This window comes from Marinobacter sp. DSM 26671 (genome assembly GCF_900112835.1).
Lineage (GTDB): Bacteria > Pseudomonadota > Gammaproteobacteria > Pseudomonadales > Oleiphilaceae > Marinobacter > Marinobacter flavimaris.
Window position 1 is genome coordinate 93,286 of sequence record NZ_FONF01000012.1, and the last position, 19,955, is coordinate 113,240.

Genomic DNA, 19,955 nt, shown 5'->3' on the forward strand with positions numbered 1-19,955 from the left:
CTGGGCGCCGGAACCTTTCTAGAGCTTGATCCAGCGGCTGAGCACTTCGCGGAGCATTTCCTTGCGAACAGGCTTGGCCAGATAGTCGTTCATGCCACAATCGAGACAACTCTTTTCCGTGCCGGGCAGAACGTCTGCCGTTAGTGCAATGATCGGTGTCCCAATCTGCGCGTTGCTCTGCTCCCATTCCCGGATATAGCGGGTGGCCTCGTATCCGTCCATCACGGGCATCTGACAGTCCATCAATATGATGTCGTAGCCTGTGTGGTTAGTGGTCACCCTGTCCAGTGCTTCCTTGCCGTTGTTGGCGGAATCGGTATGGAAACCCAATCGCTTGAGCATAGCCGTGGCAACGCGCTGGTTTACCGGGTTATCTTCCACCACCAGGGCGTGGCTGGTGCCATTAATCGTTTCCCTTGGCGGTGTCCCGGTCGGCTCGGGATCGATGGGTCGATCCGCCAACTCGAAGGGCAGCTCAAACCGGAACGAGGAACCCTTACCCAGATCCGTTTCCACCTGAATGTGCCCGCCCATGAGTTCAACCAGCCGCTGGACCAGGGACAGGCCAAGCCCGGTGCCCCCGTATAGCCGGCTGTTTCCGCCGTCGACCTGTTCGAAGGAGTTGAAAATGTCGTGAAGGCGCTCGGTCGGAATGCCGGACCCGGAGTCGCTGACCGAGCAATTCAGAATGATGCAGTTGTCTTCCAGGGCGAAAAAGCCCGCCTGGATATTGATAAAGCCATCGCCGGTAAACTTGATGGCGTTGTCAGCCAGCCCCGCCAGAATTTGCCGCAGACGTGCGGGGTCACCGATGACAACGGGGTTGTCCGGCCAGTCGCCAAAGAACTTGAGGTTGAGGGCTAGGCCCTGTTGCTCGGCGAGGTGTCGGTAGGTGGCGGTGCAGTTGGAAATCAGTTCCCGAAGGTTAAACTCCTGGCTGTCGAGCTTCAGGGTGCCGCTGTCCATCTTCGAGTAATCGAGGATGTCCCCGATGACGGTCAACAGATCCTCGGTGGACTGGCGGGCAGTGTTGAGGTATTCGCGCTGGCGTTGGGTAAGCGGTTCTTCCTGGATCAGATCGACCATCCCAAGCACCCCGTTCAGGGGCGTACGCAACTCATGGCTCATGGTTGCCAGAAATTCGGATTTTGCCTGATTTGCCATCTCGGCCTTTTCCCGGGCACCTTCGGAGGCGGCGAGGGTCTGGTCCCGTGCTGTTTTCAGGCCGGCCAGGTGATGAGCCAGCTGGTTGAGTTGCTCTTCAATGGCAACGATCTCCTTCGAACTCTGGTGAGTATTCAGGGGACGTTCCTGGTAGTCACCATCGGTGAGTTGACCGATTCGCCCGGCGAGGTCCCGTATCGGTGCCAGAATTGCTCCAAGGAAATGATTGATGATCAGAATGCTGAACAGCAGCAGGGCCACGCCAACGGCGATCGATGTCCAGAGAATATCCTGCCGCCTTTCGGCAAGAACATCCTGACTTACGCCAACCTGAACAGTGCCAACCCTCAGAGAACCGGAACCAAAGCCATAGTCTGGCTCAAACCACTCCGCAGTGCGCTCCGAACCAAATTCCAGGGGCTGCTGGAGAATCTCGGCTTCGTAGATCTGGTAGCGCTCGGGTGTTTCACCCGGGTTGATCGGTTCGTGGGAAACGAAGCCGAGTTGGTCTCCCATAACGTCAGAAACCCGGATCCAGTCGGCTTTGCTGCGACGCAGCGACTGGGAAAGGATCTGGTCCAGTGCCAGAGTGTTGCCAGAGACAACGGCGTATTCCAGGGCAGGGGCGAGGCTGTCGGCAAGCATCTGGCTGCTGTCGGAGAGATCCCGGCGCGCATCCTCAAGGCGCACAGACGTGAAGAACACCATCAGCACGATAAACATGACTATGGCTGGCAGAGCTCCGAGGAGCAGCAGCTTTCGGGACATGGGGCGCTGTTGTCTGTGGCTGTTATTCATCAGACGCCTCCCCATTAATCGCTAATTGTCGATCCACCCGTGTGGCAATATCCTCACGGCTCGGCAAGGGAATGTTCAGAGAACGTGCAACCTGGGCATTGACCTCGACCCGAAACTCTTCCGGATACGAGGGTTCCGGATATGCACCAGTTTCGAAAAAGGTCGATAAAAAGCTGCCAGCCATCTCAACCATTTCAGGGAACGGAGCGTAACTGGAGGCCAGGGAGCCTGCCTTGACATAAGCCTGAGTGGGGCCGATGACGATCTGGTTACGGCGGTAGGCGGTCAGCAGAATATGTTTGATGGTTCTGGGGTTGTATATGGCACTGTCTGGGGCGGCCAACAGAAAATCTCCATAACCCAGGGCCCGGACAAGTGTTGAGATCAGGTTGTCGTTGCTTTCTACCAGAAATATTCTGGCCGACATGCCATAGGCCGGTAGCTCATCAATCAGCGGTTCGTAAAGTTCCACCGAGTCTGCGGTTGCCAGCAGGGCTATCTTGTTGGCCTGGGGCAGGATGGCTTTCCCTGTCAGGGCCTGGCGGATCAGGGGTACGTTGTACAGCACCCCGGTGATCTGGCCCGGAGACCGCTCTGCAAACCCCGAGATAAAGGACTTGTCCACCAGCATGGCCAATATGGGTGCCGAGCGGTTTGCCTGACGGACCCGGGAGAAGGCGGCGGGCCCCACGCTGATGATCGGCCCGGAATCAAGGGTGGCCAGCTGATCATCAGTAATTTCTATCAGGGATGTTGCTGGAGCCAGCTCTCCTCTCAGCAGCTGAATCAGGTGTTGGTCGAGAGGGGCATTGCCCGAACCCGCAAAGTAAACCACTCTTCCTTGCGATTCCTGGCCTTGCGATTCCTGGGCGCCGGAAAACACGGAAAAAACGGTCAGCAGCAGAATGCACAGGGTCTTGGGGAAAAGACTCCGGATTCCACATATGGACCGTTTTTGATCTGCCTTGCCTGTACTTCGCTCCATACCGTCCAGGGCTCACGCTTTCCTTGTTAAATTCAGAAACGAATCCCAGCTTCAACAAAAAACTGGTTCTGATCCTCAATCCGGTTGTCAGGGCTGATCCATGGCTTGGGGTTAAGGTAATGCTGGATCGTCAGTGCCAGCATATAACTGTAGTTGGTTCTGTCCACCCGACGTGCGAGCCTGAAATCGGCCCGCTCGAACCGGGTATTGCGCACTTCATTGGTCCAGTACATGGCCGCTGAGGTCATGAAGCCCATTGGCAGATCCTGGATCCAGGCAAAACTACCGGAGTCACGGGCGGAGAGACGGCCCATAAGATCTACGGCACGTTCCTGCTTGTCGACCGGAAGCGCGGCCGGGTCGCCAGTGTATCTGCCTTCCTGCTCAAGATACGCGTAGGTAGCCCGGAGCTTGGTTCCGGAAAACTCCAGCGAGGTTTCCAGCTCGACGCCTTCCTGCTCAAGATCAACGTTGTTGGCGATATACCATTCTTCTTCGTTGATGACGCCACTGATCATGTCATGGAAATCGTCGTTGAAGTAGCGCACTTCCACCGAGAGCAGGGCACTTTCCAGATGGAACTGGCCAAAGTAGCTGATCTCCCGGGAGGTGATCCACTCCTCTTCCAACTCCTGCCCGTAAGTGGACGTAGTCGGGTCCAGGATGTCTTCCACTTTGATTCTCTGGCCATCCAGTGCTTCAAAGGGTGGCTGAACGTTGGTCGGTGTATAGGACCAGTCCGGATTCTGCTCGAAGGCATCCGGTGTGCGGACCGCCCGGGAAAAGACAAACCGCAGCGCGTGGTTGTTGTTCAGGATAAAATTTGCCGCGGCTCTGGGGGAAAAATAGTCTTCATCGGTGGTCGTGGTCCGCTCCCAGTTGCCGCCTGCGTTGAAGGTCAGCCACCGAAAGGGCGAGTACTCAGCGTTGGCGAATACCCGGGATTGGTAATTGTCCCCTTTACCGTTAAAGAAGGTTTCGGAATTGAACGAGTCCTTGCGATAGCCCACACCGGAGACCAGCTTGAACTGGTCACTGAAAATAATGGTGTCCTGGAATTCAATTTCCTGCCGGGTTTCTTCCAGGTCTTCGTTCAGGTCAGCGATGAACGGACCCTGATCCTCGGGGAAGGGTGGGAACCCTGTCGGCAGCAGGGCATTGATCTCCGCTGCAGGCGCGGAAACGGTCCACCGCTGCCTCTGTCGCTGATTCTGATAGCTCGCCTGGATATGGTAGAAGTGGTCGGGCGAGGTCGCTCCGTCGAACCGGACATGGAGGTAGTAGTCATCCATGATAATGTCCGGGTTTGTGGTGGCGCCCAGCTTTCCGGACTTCTCGAGATCTTCTTCATTTACGCCATCCAGAACGCCTGCTCGCACGTCAACCGAATGCTGGCGGTCAATTCGGAATACGCTGTCGAAATTGAAGTTGTTGATGTCGTGGCCATCGTGAAAGGGGATCTCCTGGCCGCCATCAATCTGACTATCAAAGCCGTTGGATTTGCGCTTCTCGTACGACAACCGCCAACTTTTGTCGGCATCGGTATCGCCCACGGAGGTAAACGTGCGAAGGTGACCACGGGACCCAACCGAGGTGTAGGCTTCCACCCCCGCCGTGTCTTGCGGTGAGCGGGTAATGATATTGATGCTTCCAAGAAACGCGTTGATGCCATAGGCGGCGGAATTTGGGCCCCGGCTCACTTCAATACGTTCGATATTTTCCAGTGCCACCGGCATGCCCAGCCAATCTACGTCTGCGAGGCTGATTCTGTAGGCGGTTCGCCCGTCAATCTGAACCTGCAGGCGGCGTTGCTCGTATTGGGAAGTACCGCGATAGGTTGCCACCGGGTTGGTACTTCCCCAGTGGCCAACCACCATGCCCGGAACCAGCCGGAATGCCTCTACGAGGTTCATGATGCCGAGGTCACGGATCATGTCGCCGGTGATGATCGTGGTGGTGCCGGGAACCCTGAGTTTTGACTGGCGCAATCGTGTCGTAGTCAGTACTTCGGGGATTTCGCTTTGTTCGCCTTCGAGGGCAAGCAAGCCGGGCATGAAATCAGGTGTGTCAGTTTGGCCGAGCGCGGTAGCCGGAAGCAGGGCGGACAGGGCAAGGCTGATGCCGAAGCAGGTTGCCAGAGGGCGGCGGTCACCCATTCCTGCCGTTTTTGTCGATTGATGCATGGTTGACGTTCTATAATCTGCCGAGAAAAAAGGATAAAGCGGTTTTATTATGATTAGGTCCTATCGTAAGGGACTACAGACAGTTTGTCTCTCTGAAATGTAATAAATCTAGGCCCGGGAGTTGCAGCTTTATGAATTGTTGGGAAATCCTTGGAATTGAGCCGACCGGCGATCGCCGGAAGATCCAGGATGCGTATGAGCAACAGCTCAAGTTTGCTTCGGAAGACGAGGCAAAGAGCCTGGAAGCGGCTTTCCGGGAGGCAGTCGGGGACGATCCGGGCCCGGTAAAGCAGGCTTCTGACACGGTTCAGACTGAACCGCATCGCGAGGTGCAGGACGAGGAGCCTGATCGTCCGCTGGATGCCAACGAGGGCCAGGTGGTTCGTGAGGTGGTTATCCAGATCAAGGCCTTGCTCAATGACTCCTCAAGAAGCAAGGACCCGGGCATCTGGAAAGCCATTCTGGACGAGCCGCCCGCCGATCAGCCGCGGTTGCGACGCGAGATTGGTCGCCAGTTGGAGCCCCAGATACGGCCGATGGCGGAAAACGGTACCTTTCCGGCGCCGGTGGCCCAGTTTCTCGGTGAGCGGTTCGACTGGTTCACTGTGGAGCAGGCGCCTGAGGCGGCCGACGATCGGAATTACCCGGAACCCGATATGGCTGAAGAGCAGGGCGAACAGCCACCGCAAATGGTCAATTTCTGGCCGGCGGTGATTGGCTGGATTGTAGGGCTGGCGATTCTTGCCACACTCTTTGGCGGAATGGGTGGCGGTTGATTTCGCCGCCCAGATCAACCCGTTTTCTCTGCATTCGCCCTTTCAATTTTATCCCGGTACTTCTGGGCCAGGAAGGCTCCGACGATAACCTGTATCTGGTTGTAGCACATGATCGGTAACACGATCATGCCGAAGCCCGGGTGCCCTGAGAACAGGACCTTGGCCATGGGCAGACCAGACGCCAGGCTCTTTTTGGAGCCGCAGAACACCACCGCGGCTTCATCCTCCAGGCTGAACCCGAATCGCCGTACCAGGAACCTGGCAAACACCATGAATAGCAGCAGCAAGCCCAGGCACAGCGCAATGGCGAAAAGGATGGCCTGCAGGGGCAGATTCTCCCAGAGTCCGCTCTCTACCGAATGTGAAAAAGCGGAGTAGACGATCAGCCAGATCACGCACTGATCGTATCGGGCCATCAGTGTTTCGTTTCTGCCAAGAAATCCGCCGAGCCATGGTCGGAGCGCATGCCCAACCGCAAAAGGCAGCAGCAGTTGCAGAACGATGTCTTTCAGGGCTTCCGCTACGGAGAAATCCCCACCGCCGGACGTGCTTACCAACAGCAACAGCAGGAATGGCGTCAGCATCATGCCAAAGACATTGGAGGCGGCTGCGCTGCAGATTGCCGCCGGAACATTGCCCCGCGCCATCGCGGTATAGGCGATGGAAGAGGACACCGCCGACGGCAGGACGCCCAGGTAAAGAAACCCCAAACCAAGATCTTTCGGCATCCAGGATGGTGCGATATTGCTGAGGCCGTTAATCGGCAGCACCGCAAGTGGAAAAAATACGAAGGTGAGCGAAGTGATCAGAATGTGCAGCCGCCAGTGGGTGGCACCGGCAATAATCTGGTCCCGGGACAGCGCTGCGCCATGGAAAAAGAAGAGCAGGGCGACGGCGACCGTTCCGGCGGTGGCCAGTGCCTCGCCTGCCTGGCCAGTTGCAGGCAGAAAGGTGGCTAATACGATGGCGCCCAGGAGCAGCAGGGTAAAGGTGTCGATCCGGAATTTCATGAATCAGGACTCCCGACGCTTCAAGGCCTGGAGGCTGGGTTTCAAAAGCGCCCTTGCCAGGGATTCTGCCTTGCCCTCATCCTGACGCCGGACCGCCGCGAGCAGGAGTTCATGGTCTTCCTGGGAGGGTTCCGGCAGGTCTGCGTCGGTTTCGGTCTGCTCGATGGTCTGGCTGACAGCGTGGGAAAAGTAGTCGTAGAGCTCGATCAGCGCTGAGTTATGAGAAGCGGCAACCAGGGCATGATGGAAGGCTTCGTCGTGCCGGATGCGAGCCTGCAGGTCATCTCCCGCTTTGGCGCGAGCATCGAGGGCTGTGGTCATGTGCCGGAGATCCTGTTCTGTCCGCCGGTGCCCTGCCAGCTTGGCGGCCTCCGTTTCCAGCATGATCCTGACCTCCAGCTGCTCCGCCAGCTGGGTGCGGGCAATTCTCCGCAGTGTCTCCCCGGCGTCCCGTGTCGCTCGTACGTATGTGCCATCCCCCTGGCGGGTTTCCAGCATCCCCACGTGTACCAGCACCCGAACCGCCTCACGAACCGTGTTGCGGCTTACTCCGAGGGATTCGGAAAGTTCTGATTCGACGGGCAGGCGATCGCCAACCGACCAGTCACCTTTTTCGATGGCGTTTCTGAGACTTTCGATAGCAGTCTCGACCAGCGAGCCTTTGCGAATACGTTCCAGCATGTGTATGTCATCCTTCTAACCTATAACCCAATCATCCTATGAATATGGCCGAGGTTCAAGGGCAAAGGCTTTCACCCGATTACCCCGCGGTCTGGCCGGGGTAAAGAAACTGGTAATCAGCGGTGTCTACCCGGCGGGTCGCGAACCGGTAGGTGAAGGTGAATCCCGGCCAGTTGATGGTATTGCGCCCATGCTCATCGAGGTACCAGGAGGTGCAGCCGGAGCTCCAGACCGTGTCTTCCAGGCCCTGTTGAACCACATGGGTGAAACGGTCCTGCCGGTCTTGCCGGACGTCCATGGCGGAGTGAGGGTACTTTTCGAGCGCCTCCAGACATTCCAGAACGTAGCGAAACTGGGACTCAAGCATGTACAGAATCGAGTTGTGGGCCAGGTTGGTGTTGGGCCCATAGAGCATGAACATGTTGGGAAAGCCACTGACGGTGATGCCTTTGAACGCCACAGCGCCGTTCTGCCAGGCCTCGTTCAGGGTCTTTCCGCCCCGGCCTGTTATCCGGATGGGTGACAGGAACTCCGAGGCCCGAAAACCAGTGCCGCAGATAATTGCGTCCACTTCATGGTGGTGTCCTTCGTGCGTAATGACGCCGGACTCGTCAATGTGGTCAATAGGGTCGGTAATAAGATTCACGTTCGGCCGGTTGATGGCCGGATACCAGTCGTTGGAAATCAGAATCCGTTTGCAGCCGATCTTGTAGTCCGGAATGATCTTTTTCAGCTTGGCGGGATCTGTGACCTGTTTTCTGGCCTCCCGCTTTGCCATGTTCGCGTAATACTCGAGAAGGCCACTGAATTTGGTGAAAGCGAGGGCGCGACTCTCGTTTTTCCAATAAATGAGGTATCGATAAAGGCGATCCCAGGCCGGCACTTTCTGGAACAGCGTCTGCTCCCAGCGCTTGAAAGGCCGATCCGGCTTGGGCAGGACCCAGGCCGCCGAGCGCTGAAACAGGTCCAACTGCTTTACCTTCGATGCAATCTCCGGAACAAACTGAATGGCACTCGCGCCAGTTCCAATGACCGCCACTCGTTTATCGGAGAGGTCGTAATCATGATCCCAGCGGGCTGAATGGAACATCTTGCCCTGGAAAAGGTCCAGGCCCTTCAGGTTTGGCCAGGCAGGTTGATTGAGCTGTCCGGTGGCGGTGATGAGTACGTTGGCGGTCAGCTGCTCACCGTTTGCGAGAGTCACCGACCATTGATTTGTTTCGTCGTCAAACGCGGCTTCCTGCACCTCGGAGTTAAACCGGATGTGACTGCCCAGGCGATATTTCTGAACGCAGTGCTCCATATACCCGAGTATTTCGGGCTGCAATCCGAATTTCCGCGACCAGTTGTGCTTGGGTTCGAAGGAGTATGAATAAAAGTGGGATTGCACATCGCAGGCGGCACCGGGGTAGGTATTATCACGCCAGGTACCTCCAACCCGGTCGGCTTTTTCCAGCAGGGTCAGGTTATTGAATCCGGCCAGTTTCAGTTTGATGGCCATGCCCAGACCACCAAAACCGCTACCGATAATCAGAATGGACGGGTGTTCTCGCAGGCTGGCTTGGCTCATGATCATATGTCCGGCGTTATTATTGTGGTCTTTCCGCTTCAGTATACGGATGTAAGTCAGCCTTATGGATGACATTTTTCGCCACTCGGGCTAGTCAGAATGACCAATCGGCGTCCGGGTCAGGTAATTGTCCTGAGTCTGGGATAGCAGTTCCCTGAGTGCCGGCGTCTCGAACTGGCGCCGGATACTGATGGCGTAGAACTCCTCGAAGACGCCTGGCAGGGCGCCGTAGTCTGCAAGGGTTCCGCTCTTCATTTCGTCGCGCACGACCACCGGAGGCATGATGGCGAAATGACCGGTATCCCGGGTGAGAAGTCGCATCATCGCCATATCATCCACCTCGGCGGCGATGTTGGGACGCAGCCTGTGATACTCGCACAACTGGTCGAAGGCCTGGCGTATGTTGTTGTCCGGGCCCGGCACAATCAGGCTTCGGCCACGCAGTACGTCGACAAAATCGCCCTGAACGTCTATTCCCCGCGGCCCGATGATGCTGACCGGCTGCTTGGCAATCAGCCGTGACCGCCAGGGATTCTGTTCATCTCCCTGTACCGCCTGGTTTGCGAGGATCAAGTCCAGTCGATGCGCCGAGAGCCGTCTTAGCAGCTCATCCATGTGGCTACTTTGCAGGCTCAACTCAAGGTCTTCGCGGTTCAGCAGCGGCTGAAGAAAGCCTTCCTGGAAGTTACGGGAGAGGGTGGCCACCGCCCCGATCCGGAGTATCTCGCGGTTTGGTTGAGCGCCGGAGGCGAACAATGCCGTCAGTTCCTCACCCTGGCGGAAGATCTCCTCGGCGTAGGAGAATGCCATTCTCCCGGCTTCAGACAGCTTGAGGCGCCGCCCCTCGCGAATGAAGAGGTCGTGTCCCAGGCTGTCTTCCAGCTTGCGTATCTGACCCGACAGCGCCGACTGGGAAATATGCAGCGAGTCAGCTGCCCGCGTCAGGTGACCGGTTCGCGCGACCTTCCAGAAGTAGTAAAGGTGATGGTAATTCAGCTTCATGTGATTTCGTTCTCTAAAAACGAATGATCTGATAAGTATAAACCATTTTTTATATGTGACGAGGATCGGCAAAGTACTTGCAATCAGGAGGTTTGCAAGTATGAATCCAATCGCCGAATTTTCATTGCTCTCGATCCTCGCACTCTGGCTGCTGCTGCCGGTCGGTCTCTTCCTGCTTGCCGGTTTGACTGGCTGGCTGAAGAATCCACTGAAAGTGAACCACTGCTGGCGACTTGCCGGGTGGGCATTGTTGGCTTCCATGGCTGTTTCGGTCGTGATGGGAATCCTCCTCCTGATTCAGCCCTATACAGGAGGCGACAGCAATCGTTTAGCCACCCTGGGTGGGCGCTTCGGCCTGTATCCAGACGGGATAGCGGTCTGGATGGCCACGATGGTGGCGTTTATTGGCTGGGTTATTCTTCGGTTTGCAGACAACTACCTCAGCCAGGACCCTGGCCGTGACCGTTTTCTTCCATGGTTTCTGGTGACGGTTGCCTCTGTTCTGGTACTGGTGTTTACCAACCATCTGCTGATTCTGGCAGGCGCCTGGATTGGTGTCAGTCTGGCCCTGCATCATTTGCTCACCCTCTATCAGGACCGGCCCCAGGCGCGAATGGCGGCGGTTCAGAAGTTCATCGTCAGCCGGGTGGGGGATGCGCTGGTGGTCTTTGGTGTGGTGGCGCTCTACCTGCATTACGGCACCTTTTACCTGCCAGACATCATCCAGAATGAGGGCGCCCGAGCCGGTGGCTCAACAGCGCTGACAGTTGCCTCGGTGGTTCTGGCTCTGGCGGCGGTTCTCAAGTGCGCCCAGATTCCCTTTCATGGCTGGCTCATCCGCGTTATGGAGGCTCCCACGCCCGTGTCTGCGCTGCTCCATGCCGGGGTTATCAATCTTGGCGGTTTCCTCTGGCTCCGTTTATTCCCGGTGTTCGATGGCTTTACGGCCGGCCACATGATTCTGCTCGTGATCGGCGGCATGACGGCGGTCGTTGCGGTTCTCACCATGATGACCCAGTACTCGGTCAAACATGCTCTTGCCTGGTCAACCTGTGCGCAGATGGGCTTTATGCTGTTCGAAATCGGCATGGGGGCCTACACACTGGCACTGCTGCATCTACTGGCCCATTCGCTGTACAAGGCGCATTCGTTCCTGGCTTCTGGTCGCACGGTGGCGGTATCGGCAGCAACGCGTTTTCCCGAATCTCCCTCTGCTAACCGGCTCTCCTGGGCCGGGCTTACCGGCCTGTTGGCGGCGGCGATCCTGGTTCAGTTCCCGTGGATCGTGGAAAACAATCCGGTTTTCGGAGCATTGCTGGTGCTGGCGGTATCGGCGGCCGCCATGGGCATCCCGGCCGGAGCAACCAAAGCGGTGAAGCTGAAGCTTGCGGGACTGGCAGTGCTCCTGGTTCCGCTGTACTCATTGTTGCACTTTCTCATCGGCCCGGCCGTTCCCGAGCAGGAAGGGTTTGCTGTCCCCGGCATTGCTCTGGGAACGGGCGCCACTCTGGTAACGCTGCTCGCCGTGTGCTCTTTGATGATTGTATTCGGTGCTCGCTTCCCGGCCACCCGCGCTCTGGGCGTTCATTTTCTTCAGGGGCTTTACCTGGAATTGCCCTTTGATCGGTTGACCCGCTTCCTGGCGGCGGAGGCTTTGAAGGTGCCGGCCATGTTCCGCAGGGTTCCGCATCATCCGTTCAGACTGGAGGAGAGATCATGAGCGATGTAAGCGCCCCGTTACCGGAACTGCAGTGGCTGAGCGATGACTGGCGTAAACCGGTTAAACAGGCCTGCGACCTGATCGCCCCTGTTTGGCCTCTCGATCAGTGGATAGCGGTGAATCCGTTCTGGGGGCTGAGACATTTTCCGGCCCCGCGGGTTGATCAGGTGCTCAACGAGCGCGCGGGTTTCAGTATGCTTATGCCAACCGAGTTTTATCGAGAAGCCTGGGAAGGTGGCCGGATTCGGGAAGACGATCTGAGGGCAAGTATTGCGGAGCGCGGCGATGAGCGGAATACCGCCTGGTACCTTGATTGGCTGGGTCGAAAGGGGGCGATAACTGCGCCAATGCGCGGTTCCATTCTGGATACCGTTGCGGTTGCGAATGCCCACGAGGAGGCCGGTGTTCTGACTGACATCGTTTGCGACCAGGTTTCTCGCGTTTGCGGCGCCTTTTTCGATCAGCGCCAGAGCCGATGGTCCGTTTCGGGCAACCAGGCCAATGGGGGGTTGTTCGGTTTTTGGCTTGAATCAGTCAGGCAGGATCTGGCGCTTGATTTTACGACCGGGTTGAAAGGGGGCCGTGCGTTCTTCAAGACGGTTCCGGACGGCAGGGATCAGGCAGTACAGGAGGCGCTGAATCGGATCGGCGCTCGTGGAGATGAGTTGGAAGCGCTGTGCCATAGCCTGTTGTTGAGAGTGAACGGCTGGGCCTCCTGGTGTCGCGGAGAAGACTGGCGGGCAGGCCTTGAGGGGCGTTCATCCGATCGGTGTGAGGACATTCTGGCGATCATGCTGGTCTGGGAGTCCGCAGGGGTAGCCTTCGCCTCGACGGCACAGAAAGCAGAGTGGCAGAGGCAGAGAGCCCGCGCGAGTCGCAGGGGCGCCTACGATGACCGCAGCAGGCTGTGGGTGTGGCAGCGTGCCTTCGAGATTGGTTACCAGCGCACCTTGTGGCAGGCACTTGAATCTGCGCCGCTCAAGCAGGCGTTGCCAGACTCCGGGCGTGGCATTCCTGCAGTCCAGGCGGTTTTCTGTATCGATGTTCGCTCCGAAGTGATGCGACGCCACCTTGAAGCAGTGTGCCCCGACGTGCAGACGCTCGGATTCGCCGGTTTTTTCGGAATGCCAATCGATCATCAGCAACACGGACCGCTTGCCCCGGCCCGCCGACTGCCGGGCCTGTTGCCCGCGTCTTTCCGGTTGATTGATACCAAGGGCAGCCTGCGAGAGGATCTGGCAGTGAATCGCTCTCTCGATCAGAGAGAGATCGCCCGTGAATCAGTCAGAAAGGCGAAATACACCAGCTTGTCGACGTTCACGCTGGTTGAGACCACCGGTTTGGCCTGGGCCTGGAAACTGGTGAAAGACACTCTGAAAAAGGGCCACAAAACCCGCCCTGACCAAAGTGTAGAGGGGCGTCTGGTCCATAGCCACGGAGGCGACCCGCTCTCTGATGCCGAGAGGGTTGCGCTGGCGGCCAATATGCTCCGCGGGATGTCTCTGACCAGTGGTTTCGCGCCTTTGCTGGTACTTGTTGGCCATGGCTGTCATACCGATAACAACCCGAACCAGGCTGGTCTCGACTGTGGTGCATGTGGCGGCCAGAGCGGCGGCGTGAACGCCCGGCTTGCAGCAAGCCTGGTCAATGATCCACAGGTCAGGGCGGGGCTTGCCGACGAAGGTATCAGAATTCCGGACTTCACCTGGGCGGTCGCTGCCGAGCACTGCACCGCGACGGACAAGGTAACGATTGCTGATCGCCATCTTATCCCGGATTCGCACATGCAGCACCTGGCAGATCTGGAAGCCGGATTCGAAACAGCCGGCATCCGGGCTCGAAAAGAGCGGGCAACGCCGCTGAAATTGAACGGGTTGGACGACGATAACCTCAAGCAGGCCATGGAAACCCGGACCCGGGACTGGTCAGAGGTTCGTCCGGAGTGGGGGCTGGCCAATAACGCGGCAATCATCTTCGCGAAGCGCAGCAGGACCCGGGGCTGCAACCTGTCCGGCCGCGTATTCCTGCACGATTACGATCCGACTCTGGACGAAGATGGCGGTCTTCTGGAGGCTTTGCTGGCGGCACCGATGATCGTCGCCAACTGGATCAATCTTCAGTACTTCGCTTCGGTAACGGTTCCCGAAGTGTATGGCTCGGGTAACAAGCTCCTGCACTCCGTGGTTGGCGGGAATGTCGGCGTTGTCGAAGGTAATAACGCACGGTTGAGAATTGGACTGCCGCTGCAGTCCGTCCACGATGGCACGCATTGGCGTCATGAACCGGTTCGTCTTACTGTTCTGATTGATGCGCCGGAAGATCGGATCGAATCTGTGTTGCGCCGCCAGCCAGATGTGGCGGCTCTGGTGGAAAACCAGTGGGTCAGTCTGCACCGGATGTCTGGCCAGGGCGTAGCTCGTTACGACAATGGCAACTGGGTAGCCGTGGCATGAGAGGAGGGCGGCCGCGCCGCCCCTGTCCTGCTATTCCTGTTCTGCGTTCAGCAGCTCTGGCTTTTTGAGAGCTTTCTGGAACAGGTCTTTGTCCTCCGCTATGGCCATGGCACAGCGTTCGGCCAGATCGTCGCCCAGGCCTTCAACCTTGCGGCCAAGGAATACCTGAATTTCCTCCGCCAGTTCGAGCACTTTGTCCCGGGCGTCGGCTTCGGCTTTTGAAGTGAACAGCATCGTCTCAGGATTTTTCAGTGCCATATCCAGGCCGTCCCTATCAGAAAAGTAGACTGCTTGTACTGCCATGGTTATTCCTCGCAGTGAGCGTTATTGGTACTGTATAAAAATACAGTCTATCTGACAGGGTGCGGTAAACACAATGAAAAAATGGGCTTCAACAAAAGCTGAAGCCCGTCTTTGGTTCAAAACGAGTGGCGATCAGAAAGCTGGCCGATCAGTAACGGAGCAGTGCAGAGCCCCAGGTAAATCCGCCGCCAAAAGCCTCAAGGAGAAGCACCTCGTTGCGCTTGATCCGCCCATCTCGCACAGCCACATCAAGGGCGAGGGGGATCGATGCAGCGGACGTGTTGCCGTGCTCATTCACCGTCACGACAACCTGATCCATGGACATGTTCAGTTTCTTTGCCGTGGCCGAGATGATTCTCAGGTTGGCCTGGTGCGGAACCAGCCAGTCGATCTCGGATTTCTGCATCTGGTTGGCTGCCAGGGTTTCGTCAACGATCTTGCCCAAGGTGTTGACCGCTACCTTGAACACTTCGTTGCCTTTCATTTCCACAAATGCTCGCCCGGCCTTGACCTGGTCGTAGCCATCGGCAATACCGCAGGGAACGTGCAGCAAATCGGCATACTGGCCATCGGCATGGATATGGGTGGAAAGGATGCCGGTTTCTTCGTCGGCCTCCAGGATCACCGCGCCGGCACCATCGCCGAACAAGACACACGTACCACGGTCTTCCCAATTAATGATGCGGGAAAAGACCTCAGCGCCGATGACCAGGGCTTTCTTGCTGCTTCCGGTCTTGATGAACTTTTCGGCTGTTGCGAGGGCGTATACAAATCCGCTGCATACCGCCTGTATGTCGAACGCGGGGCAGCCATGGATGCCAAGACGCGCCTGCAGGATGCATGCGGAACTCGGAAAAATCTTGTCCGGGGTGGAGGTGGCAAACACGATCAGATCGATGTCCTGCGCATTGATGCCCGCGGCATCAATGGCATTCCTGGCAGCCTGCTCCGCAAGATCCACTGTGGTCTGGCCTTCAACGGCAATGTGACGTCGTTCGATTCCTGTGCGCTCGCGAATCCACTGGTCGGTGGTGTCGACCATTTTTTCGAGGTCTTTGTTGGTAACAATGTTTTCAGGCAGGTAGGAACCGGTGCCGGTAATTCGTGCAAAGGTCATTCGCAAGTGTCCCGAGGCGTAACTGGATAACGTACTACCATGCTATACCCATGCAACGTCGTGCGTAATTAGCGATTTGTCAAAGACGCCCAGAAACTGGCACGCTCGTCTATGCTGAAGGTGATCAGCCTTGATCAACACTCTGCAAAGAAGAGGAGAGGAATACGATGGGCATTTCCAGCCATGAGCTTCACGTAGAATTCCCGCAGTACCGAGAACTGATTCAGGAACTCAAGAACAATGATCTCAAGTTCAACGAAAAGCTTCAGGAGTACACGCATCTCGACCACGAAATTGAAGGGCTGGAAAAGAGGGATTCTCCCATCGGTGATGACAAACTCCACCGCATGAAGCAGAAACGCGCACAGCTGAAAGATGACCTTTACCAAGTGTTACTTTCAAACGCCAAGGCGTCATAAGACTGCCATCAAAAGTACACAATTCTGACACCCAATAATGCTTGGAGCCCCTGTTTATAGGGGTTTCCAAGTATTCAGAAAGCTCCTCGTCAAGCTTAGAATAGGACCCTAATTAAACAAGGTCCCTGTTTTCAGAGACCAATATTCTGGGTTGACCAAGGAGTAATGAAATGAAAAGAGCTGCTTCGCTTTACAAAGGCTGGCGGATGAAGCGCAACTTTATCCATCTGGTGATGACTATGGATCGTCGGTTGCTGAACGATGTGGGATTCTCCCCTGAACTGGTTGAACAGAAACTGAGCACTCCGTTCTGGAAATTCTGATCCTCGTGACTGATCGACTCTGCTTTCGGTAACCTTCTGAACTGGTTGAAAAATAATCAGCCCAGAAGGTTACAGACTGTCACAAGAATGAAATATCCCATTGTTCTTAAAGCCCTTTTATCTCGAAAAAATCTAAGAAAATTGATCTGAATCTGTATTCTCTTCTACCGGATCGTCCTATAGTTACGCTACCTCCAGAACCAGACCGGTTCACCCTGAAAGGAGAGCTCGACGATGATCCAGGAATTCCTTCAAAGCAATTTGCCCTTAGACTCCTCCGTAAGCCTCAAGCGTTCAGATACCGAGCCTGATAAAGACATTGCCAATGCCCGCAGCGAAGCCTTTGAGATCGTCTCAGACTCCGGTGAAACCGTAGGCTTTGTGAAGGCCTGGGAAGATGATCCGAGTTTCCGCGGATACGTCCACTTCGATTCCGACGGCAACGTGATTGACTGGAAAGTCTTTAAAGACCGGTTGCAGAGCTGACGCTCACACCAGCCAGCCAAACAAGAAATCGAATAAGACGCTGAAAAACCCGCCGCCGGTGCTATGGGAATTATCGGCAACCGCGGAATTTGTCGATGCAGTGGTTTCTCCCTCGATTGGCTGGGCTTTCTTCGTATCCGCTGCTTTCGGCTCGGCGGGTCCCGCACTGGTGGGCTCTGCAGGGAGCTGGGCCAGCACCGGGTCTGGTTCTTTGGTGGCTTCTGGTGTTGTTTCTTCGGCGACCGCAGGTTCCGGCGCGGGAGTTGGAGCTGAAGTTGGAGCAGGGTGCTCTGAAGCTACCGGTTCGGGTGCTTTCGGGGCTGCTTCCGCCACTTTTTCTTGTGCCTTTACTTCAGGTTTTTTCGAGGGTACCTCAGTAACTATCTGGTTTTCATCAGGTTCGGCATCGAGCGAAGTTGTTGGCTCGCCCTGTTCGGAAGATTTTTGAATGGGGTCCGGGGTAGGTTCTGGTGCAGGCTTTGGTTCAGCCATGGCAATGGTCGGGGTATTGGGCGCGGGCTCGGGGAGGGACAAACCGAGCTGTGCCAATGACGCCTTTCGACTGCCGACTGAATTTGCAGTGATGGGTGCGCTGGATGTTTTGGCCACGCCGAGCGCTTTCAGTGTTGCCGTATCCAGGTTGCCGTTGGTTTGCAGCCCATTTTGAGCTTGATAGGCGCGTATGGCAGCTCGGAGTTGCTCATCAATCCACCCATCCGCACGTCCGATATCATGACCGGCACCGTAAAGTGCATTTTCGGCGGCGAAAATAACTTTCTCGGGTTCGGCGGCTTGAGCAGTGCCGAGGCAGGCAGCCGCTGTCAGCATGGCAATGACAGGGCCGCGAGCGCCTTGCTTCCTGGGTGATTGAGAGCGCGTCATGGCGGGATACCTCCGGGCAGTCCGTTTCCAGTTACATTGTGTAACTTGAAACCCAAAGGTATCAGGTAATCATCTGCGCTCTCGTGAATTGGTTAACATCTGCAACCATTGTGTGTTCAGGATTCACTGGCCCTGAAGCGTCGCACGAGCGTATTCAATTCATCAGCCATGTTCGCCAGAGAGCGGCTTGAGTGATTCACCTGGGAAATGTCTCCGGCCAGTTCCTCAATTGCGCCACTGCTTATTTCCACATTCTGGGTCATCTCCGCGGCGGTCGCTCTCTGCTGCTCGGTGGCACTCGCAATCTGGGTGGTCATTTCAACAATGCTGTTTACCGCCGCGAGAATGTCCGTCAAAGCCTCGCCCGATTTGCTTGCCTCCTCGCTGGCCTCTTCAGCCATCTGCTTGGCCTTGCTCATGTCCACTACTGCGCCGGCCGCGCCACTCTGGAGCTGGGACACAATCCGCTCGATATCAACGGTTGATTCCTGAACGCGCTTGGCCAATCCCCGAACTTCATCGGCAACCACGGCAAAACCCCGCCCGGCGTCACCGGCTCGAGCCGCCTCAATGGCGGCATTGAGCGCCAGAAGGTTCGTTTGCTCAGCAATGCTCTGGATAACAGCCAGCACATTGCCGATTTCGGCCGATTCGTTCTCCAGCTGTTGGATCCGTGTAGACCCCTTCTCAACCTGATTGGCCAAGTTGGTAACCGCCCGAATCGCAGAGCCAACGGTTTCCTGTCCGGAATCCGCAAGCGATGAGGCCTTACGGGCCGATTCGTCCGTTTCACTGGTGTTCGAGGCGATCTCTTCGGAGGTGGACACCATTTCCTGCATGGCGGCAGACACCTGCGTGATCTGGTCGCGCTGTTGCTCCGAATTGGCAGTTGTGCGCTCCGTGATACCGGAAAGTGATTCGGACTCGCCGGTCAGTTGGCGAGACGCCGTCACAATTCGGGAAATCGTTTCCTCAAGCGTTTGCAGGAAGGTGTTGACTGCGTCGATGAAGTCACCGATTTCGTCTGGGCGACCCGGGGTCAGCCTGGTGGACAAGTCGCCGTTATTGTTGGCGATGTCGTCGAGGTAGCCCAGAATTTCTGTTTTCGCACGCTTCACGCTTGAGCCCATCAAGCGACTCATCAATACCGCAACGATCAATCCGAGAACCGCAGAAGCAACAAAAGCGATGAGCGTGAATTTGAGTGCAAGATCAGTGGCAGCCGTTGCCTCATCCGCTTCCATCTCGAGAGACGCGAAAATACTGGCCTCCAACTCGCGCGCCATGCGGGCGATTTCGGGCCCGAGTACATCGAGTCGGTCTGCCTTGACGCTGACGACGATATTCTGCTGTTCCACCATTCTCTGAACTGCAGCCTGATAGTTTGCCAGCTCTTCGACAACGGTTTGCATGTAGACCTGCACAAAGTCCGGGCCATTTTCAGGTTGCAGCAGCTCCAGTGCATCGGTCAGGTCTTCTATGGCCCAACCGAGAGCCTTGCGGGAATCCTCATCACCGTTGGTCAGGTAGCGTTGGGCGGTCAATTGCATGACCATGGCATCGTTCAGCAGTTGCTCGAGGCCGGCCCTCAAATCGCTTTCGGGTTCCCGGTTGGCAACCCCGTTAAGGGCCATCCGCAATGCCTTGGTGGCATTTGGACCGTATACGTCCAGCTCATCCTTGATAATTTTCAGGACCTGGCGTTTGGCCGGAACCAGCTCGTTCTGGAATGCCTTGATGTATTCATCGGTGGTGGTCTTGATCCGATCCACCAGTTTGGCCGCATCAGGGTCCTGGATGTTCTCCTGCGCTCTCGCCATCACCTCATTGAACTCGGCTTCTAGCTCGCCGAAGTGGGCAAGGGTTTCTTCATCGCCAGTGGTGAAATAGTCGAAAACACGCAGGCGCATCCGATAGACGCTGATGACCGATTCGGTCCCAATAGAGGTGTCCGGTGCCAAGTCCCTGGCGACGGTGTTCATTCGACGGTCTAGTTCCTGGAATTCATAAACACTGAAAAAAGTTACCGAGGCAAAGAGCAAAAGAATGAATACCGGCGCAATCAACAGTTTCCCTGGGACAC

General features: G+C 56.6%; 17 protein-coding genes. 6 read left to right on the forward strand and 11 right to left on the reverse strand.

What is annotated here, in order from left to right; all coding sequences use genetic code 11:
* Window positions 1-18 precede the first annotated feature (18 nt).
* Genes BM035_RS14170 through BM035_RS14180 form a run of 3 tightly spaced genes read right to left on the reverse strand, consistent with a single transcriptional unit; the run spans window position 19 to window position 5,103 of the window.
* Window positions 19-1,962: a HAMP domain-containing hybrid sensor histidine kinase/response regulator gene (locus BM035_RS14170; protein ID WP_008171178.1), complete on the reverse strand. Its 1,944-nt coding sequence runs from the start codon at window positions 1,960-1,962 to the stop codon at window positions 19-21.
* Window positions 1,955-2,947: an ABC transporter substrate-binding protein gene (locus BM035_RS14175; protein ID WP_008171175.1), complete on the reverse strand. Its 993-nt coding sequence runs from the start codon at window positions 2,945-2,947 to the stop codon at window positions 1,955-1,957. Before BM035_RS14175 ends, BM035_RS14170 begins: the two co-directional genes overlap by 8 nt.
* Window positions 2,948-2,979: 32 nt before the next feature.
* Window positions 2,980-5,103 carry a TonB-dependent receptor plug domain-containing protein gene (locus BM035_RS14180; protein WP_008171173.1) on the reverse strand — a complete coding sequence of 708 codons (2,124 nt, stop codon included), beginning with the start codon at window positions 5,101-5,103 and terminating at the stop codon, window positions 2,980-2,982.
* A 158-nt stretch (window positions 5,104-5,261) separates the two neighbouring features.
* Here BM035_RS14180 and BM035_RS14185 point away from each other — a divergent pair, with 158 nt between their 5' ends.
* Window positions 5,262-5,906 (forward strand): molecular chaperone DnaJ, encoded by a 645-nt coding sequence (locus BM035_RS14185; protein WP_092032695.1) that lies wholly within the window; start codon window positions 5,262-5,264, stop codon window positions 5,904-5,906.
* A 14-nt stretch (window positions 5,907-5,920) separates the two neighbouring features.
* On the opposite strand, the gene BM035_RS14190 is transcribed toward BM035_RS14185, so the two are convergent.
* The 4 genes from BM035_RS14190 to BM035_RS14205 form a co-directional block, all read right to left on the reverse strand.
* Window positions 5,921-6,916, reverse strand: coding sequence for a bile acid:sodium symporter family protein (locus BM035_RS14190; protein ID WP_053115301.1), 996 nt, complete (start codon window positions 6,914-6,916; stop codon window positions 5,921-5,923).
* Window positions 6,917-6,919: 3 nt separating this feature from the next.
* Window positions 6,920-7,597, reverse strand: coding sequence for a FadR/GntR family transcriptional regulator (locus BM035_RS14195; RefSeq protein WP_008171167.1), 678 nt, complete (start codon window positions 7,595-7,597; stop codon window positions 6,920-6,922).
* A 79-nt stretch (window positions 7,598-7,676) separates the two neighbouring features.
* Entirely contained in the window at window positions 7,677-9,173 is a 1,497-nt protein-coding gene (locus tag BM035_RS14200) for a flavin-containing monooxygenase (RefSeq protein WP_008171165.1), read from the reverse strand.
* A gap of 84 nt (window positions 9,174-9,257) precedes the next feature.
* Window positions 9,258-10,169 (reverse strand): LysR family transcriptional regulator, encoded by a 912-nt coding sequence (locus tag BM035_RS14205; RefSeq protein ID WP_014577006.1) that lies wholly within the window; start codon window positions 10,167-10,169, stop codon window positions 9,258-9,260.
* A 100-nt stretch (window positions 10,170-10,269) separates the two neighbouring features.
* Between BM035_RS14205 and BM035_RS14210 the strand changes: the two genes are divergently transcribed.
* Both BM035_RS14210 and BM035_RS14215 read left to right on the forward strand, forming a co-directional pair.
* Window positions 10,270-11,889: an NADH-quinone oxidoreductase subunit L gene (locus tag BM035_RS14210; protein ID WP_092032698.1), complete on the forward strand. Its 1,620-nt coding sequence runs from the start codon at window positions 10,270-10,272 to the stop codon at window positions 11,887-11,889.
* Complete coding sequence (locus BM035_RS14215) at window positions 11,886-14,342, forward strand: YbcC family protein (RefSeq protein ID WP_092032701.1); 2,457 nt, start codon at window positions 11,886-11,888, stop codon at window positions 14,340-14,342. Before BM035_RS14210 ends, BM035_RS14215 begins: the two co-directional genes overlap by 4 nt.
* Window positions 14,343-14,372: 30 nt before the next feature.
* Here the strand turns inward: BM035_RS14215 and BM035_RS14220 are convergent, their stop codons facing one another.
* Both BM035_RS14220 and BM035_RS14225 read right to left on the reverse strand, forming a co-directional pair.
* The gene (locus BM035_RS14220; RefSeq protein ID WP_008171158.1) at window positions 14,373-14,645 is read right to left on the reverse strand and encodes a YebG family protein; all 273 of its coding nucleotides are present in this window, start codon (window positions 14,643-14,645) and stop codon (window positions 14,373-14,375) included.
* Between the two features lie 148 nt (window positions 14,646-14,793).
* The gene (locus BM035_RS14225) at window positions 14,794-15,762 is read right to left on the reverse strand and encodes a beta-ketoacyl-ACP synthase III (protein ID WP_092032703.1); all 969 of its coding nucleotides are present in this window, start codon (window positions 15,760-15,762) and stop codon (window positions 14,794-14,796) included.
* A gap of 167 nt (window positions 15,763-15,929) precedes the next feature.
* Between BM035_RS14225 and BM035_RS14230 the strand changes: the two genes are divergently transcribed.
* From BM035_RS14230 to BM035_RS14235, 3 genes are all read left to right on the forward strand, one after another.
* Window positions 15,930-16,181, forward strand: coding sequence for a YdcH family protein (locus BM035_RS14230; protein WP_008171152.1), 252 nt, complete (start codon window positions 15,930-15,932; stop codon window positions 16,179-16,181).
* A 170-nt stretch (window positions 16,182-16,351) separates the two neighbouring features.
* Window positions 16,352-16,504 carry a hypothetical protein gene (locus BM035_RS22640; RefSeq protein WP_008171150.1) on the forward strand — a complete coding sequence of 51 codons (153 nt, stop codon included), beginning with the start codon at window positions 16,352-16,354 and terminating at the stop codon, window positions 16,502-16,504.
* 234 nt (window positions 16,505-16,738) lie between these two features.
* Window positions 16,739-16,990, forward strand: coding sequence for a hypothetical protein (locus BM035_RS14235; RefSeq protein ID WP_008171147.1), 252 nt, complete (start codon window positions 16,739-16,741; stop codon window positions 16,988-16,990).
* Window positions 16,991-16,993: 3 nt separating this feature from the next.
* Here the strand turns inward: BM035_RS14235 and BM035_RS14240 are convergent, their stop codons facing one another.
* Together BM035_RS14240 and BM035_RS14245 are read right to left on the reverse strand one after the other, a co-directional pair.
* On the reverse strand, window positions 16,994-17,872 hold the full coding sequence (locus tag BM035_RS14240; RefSeq protein WP_254775513.1) for a peptidoglycan-binding domain-containing protein: 879 nt from the start codon (window positions 17,870-17,872) through the stop codon (window positions 16,994-16,996).
* Between the two features lie 116 nt (window positions 17,873-17,988).
* Window positions 17,989-19,854: a methyl-accepting chemotaxis protein gene (locus BM035_RS14245; protein ID WP_254775514.1), complete on the reverse strand. Its 1,866-nt coding sequence runs from the start codon at window positions 19,852-19,854 to the stop codon at window positions 17,989-17,991.
* Window positions 19,855-19,955: the final 101 nt, after the last annotated feature.

Bases quoted from the DNA above. Each gene is read 5' to 3' on its own strand.
- BM035_RS14170 (WP_008171178.1), bottom strand. From the start codon at position 1,962: ATGAATAACAGCCACAGACAACAGCGCCCCATGTCCCGAAAGCTGCTG.
- BM035_RS14175 (WP_008171175.1), bottom strand. From the start codon at position 2,947: ATGGAGCGAAGTACAGGCAAGGCAGATCAAAAACGGTCCATATGTGGA.
- BM035_RS14180 (WP_008171173.1), bottom strand. From the start codon at position 5,103: ATGGGTGACCGCCGCCCTCTGGCAACCTGCTTCGGCATCAGCCTTGCC.
- BM035_RS14185 (WP_092032695.1), top strand. From the start codon at position 5,262: ATGAATTGTTGGGAAATCCTTGGAATTGAGCCGACCGGCGATCGCCGG.
- BM035_RS14190 (WP_053115301.1), bottom strand. From the start codon at position 6,916: ATGAAATTCCGGATCGACACCTTTACCCTGCTGCTCCTGGGCGCCATC.
- BM035_RS14195 (WP_008171167.1), bottom strand. From the start codon at position 7,597: ATGCTGGAACGTATTCGCAAAGGCTCGCTGGTCGAGACTGCTATCGAA.
- BM035_RS14200 (WP_008171165.1), bottom strand. From the start codon at position 9,173: ATGATCATGAGCCAAGCCAGCCTGCGAGAACACCCGTCCATTCTGATT.
- BM035_RS14205 (WP_014577006.1), bottom strand. From the start codon at position 10,169: ATGAAGCTGAATTACCATCACCTTTACTACTTCTGGAAGGTCGCGCGA.
- BM035_RS14210 (WP_092032698.1), top strand. From the start codon at position 10,270: ATGAATCCAATCGCCGAATTTTCATTGCTCTCGATCCTCGCACTCTGG.
- BM035_RS14215 (WP_092032701.1), top strand. From the start codon at position 11,886: ATGAGCGATGTAAGCGCCCCGTTACCGGAACTGCAGTGGCTGAGCGAT.
- BM035_RS14220 (WP_008171158.1), bottom strand. From the start codon at position 14,645: ATGGCAGTACAAGCAGTCTACTTTTCTGATAGGGACGGCCTGGATATG.
- BM035_RS14225 (WP_092032703.1), bottom strand. From the start codon at position 15,762: ATGACCTTTGCACGAATTACCGGCACCGGTTCCTACCTGCCTGAAAAC.
- BM035_RS14230 (WP_008171152.1), top strand. From the start codon at position 15,930: ATGGGCATTTCCAGCCATGAGCTTCACGTAGAATTCCCGCAGTACCGA.
- BM035_RS22640 (WP_008171150.1), top strand. From the start codon at position 16,352: ATGAAAAGAGCTGCTTCGCTTTACAAAGGCTGGCGGATGAAGCGCAAC.
- BM035_RS14235 (WP_008171147.1), top strand. From the start codon at position 16,739: ATGATCCAGGAATTCCTTCAAAGCAATTTGCCCTTAGACTCCTCCGTA.
- BM035_RS14240 (WP_254775513.1), bottom strand. From the start codon at position 17,872: ATGACGCGCTCTCAATCACCCAGGAAGCAAGGCGCTCGCGGCCCTGTC.
- BM035_RS14245 (WP_254775514.1), bottom strand. From the start codon at position 19,854: ATGAACACCGTCGCCAGGGACTTGGCACCGGACACCTCTATTGGGACC.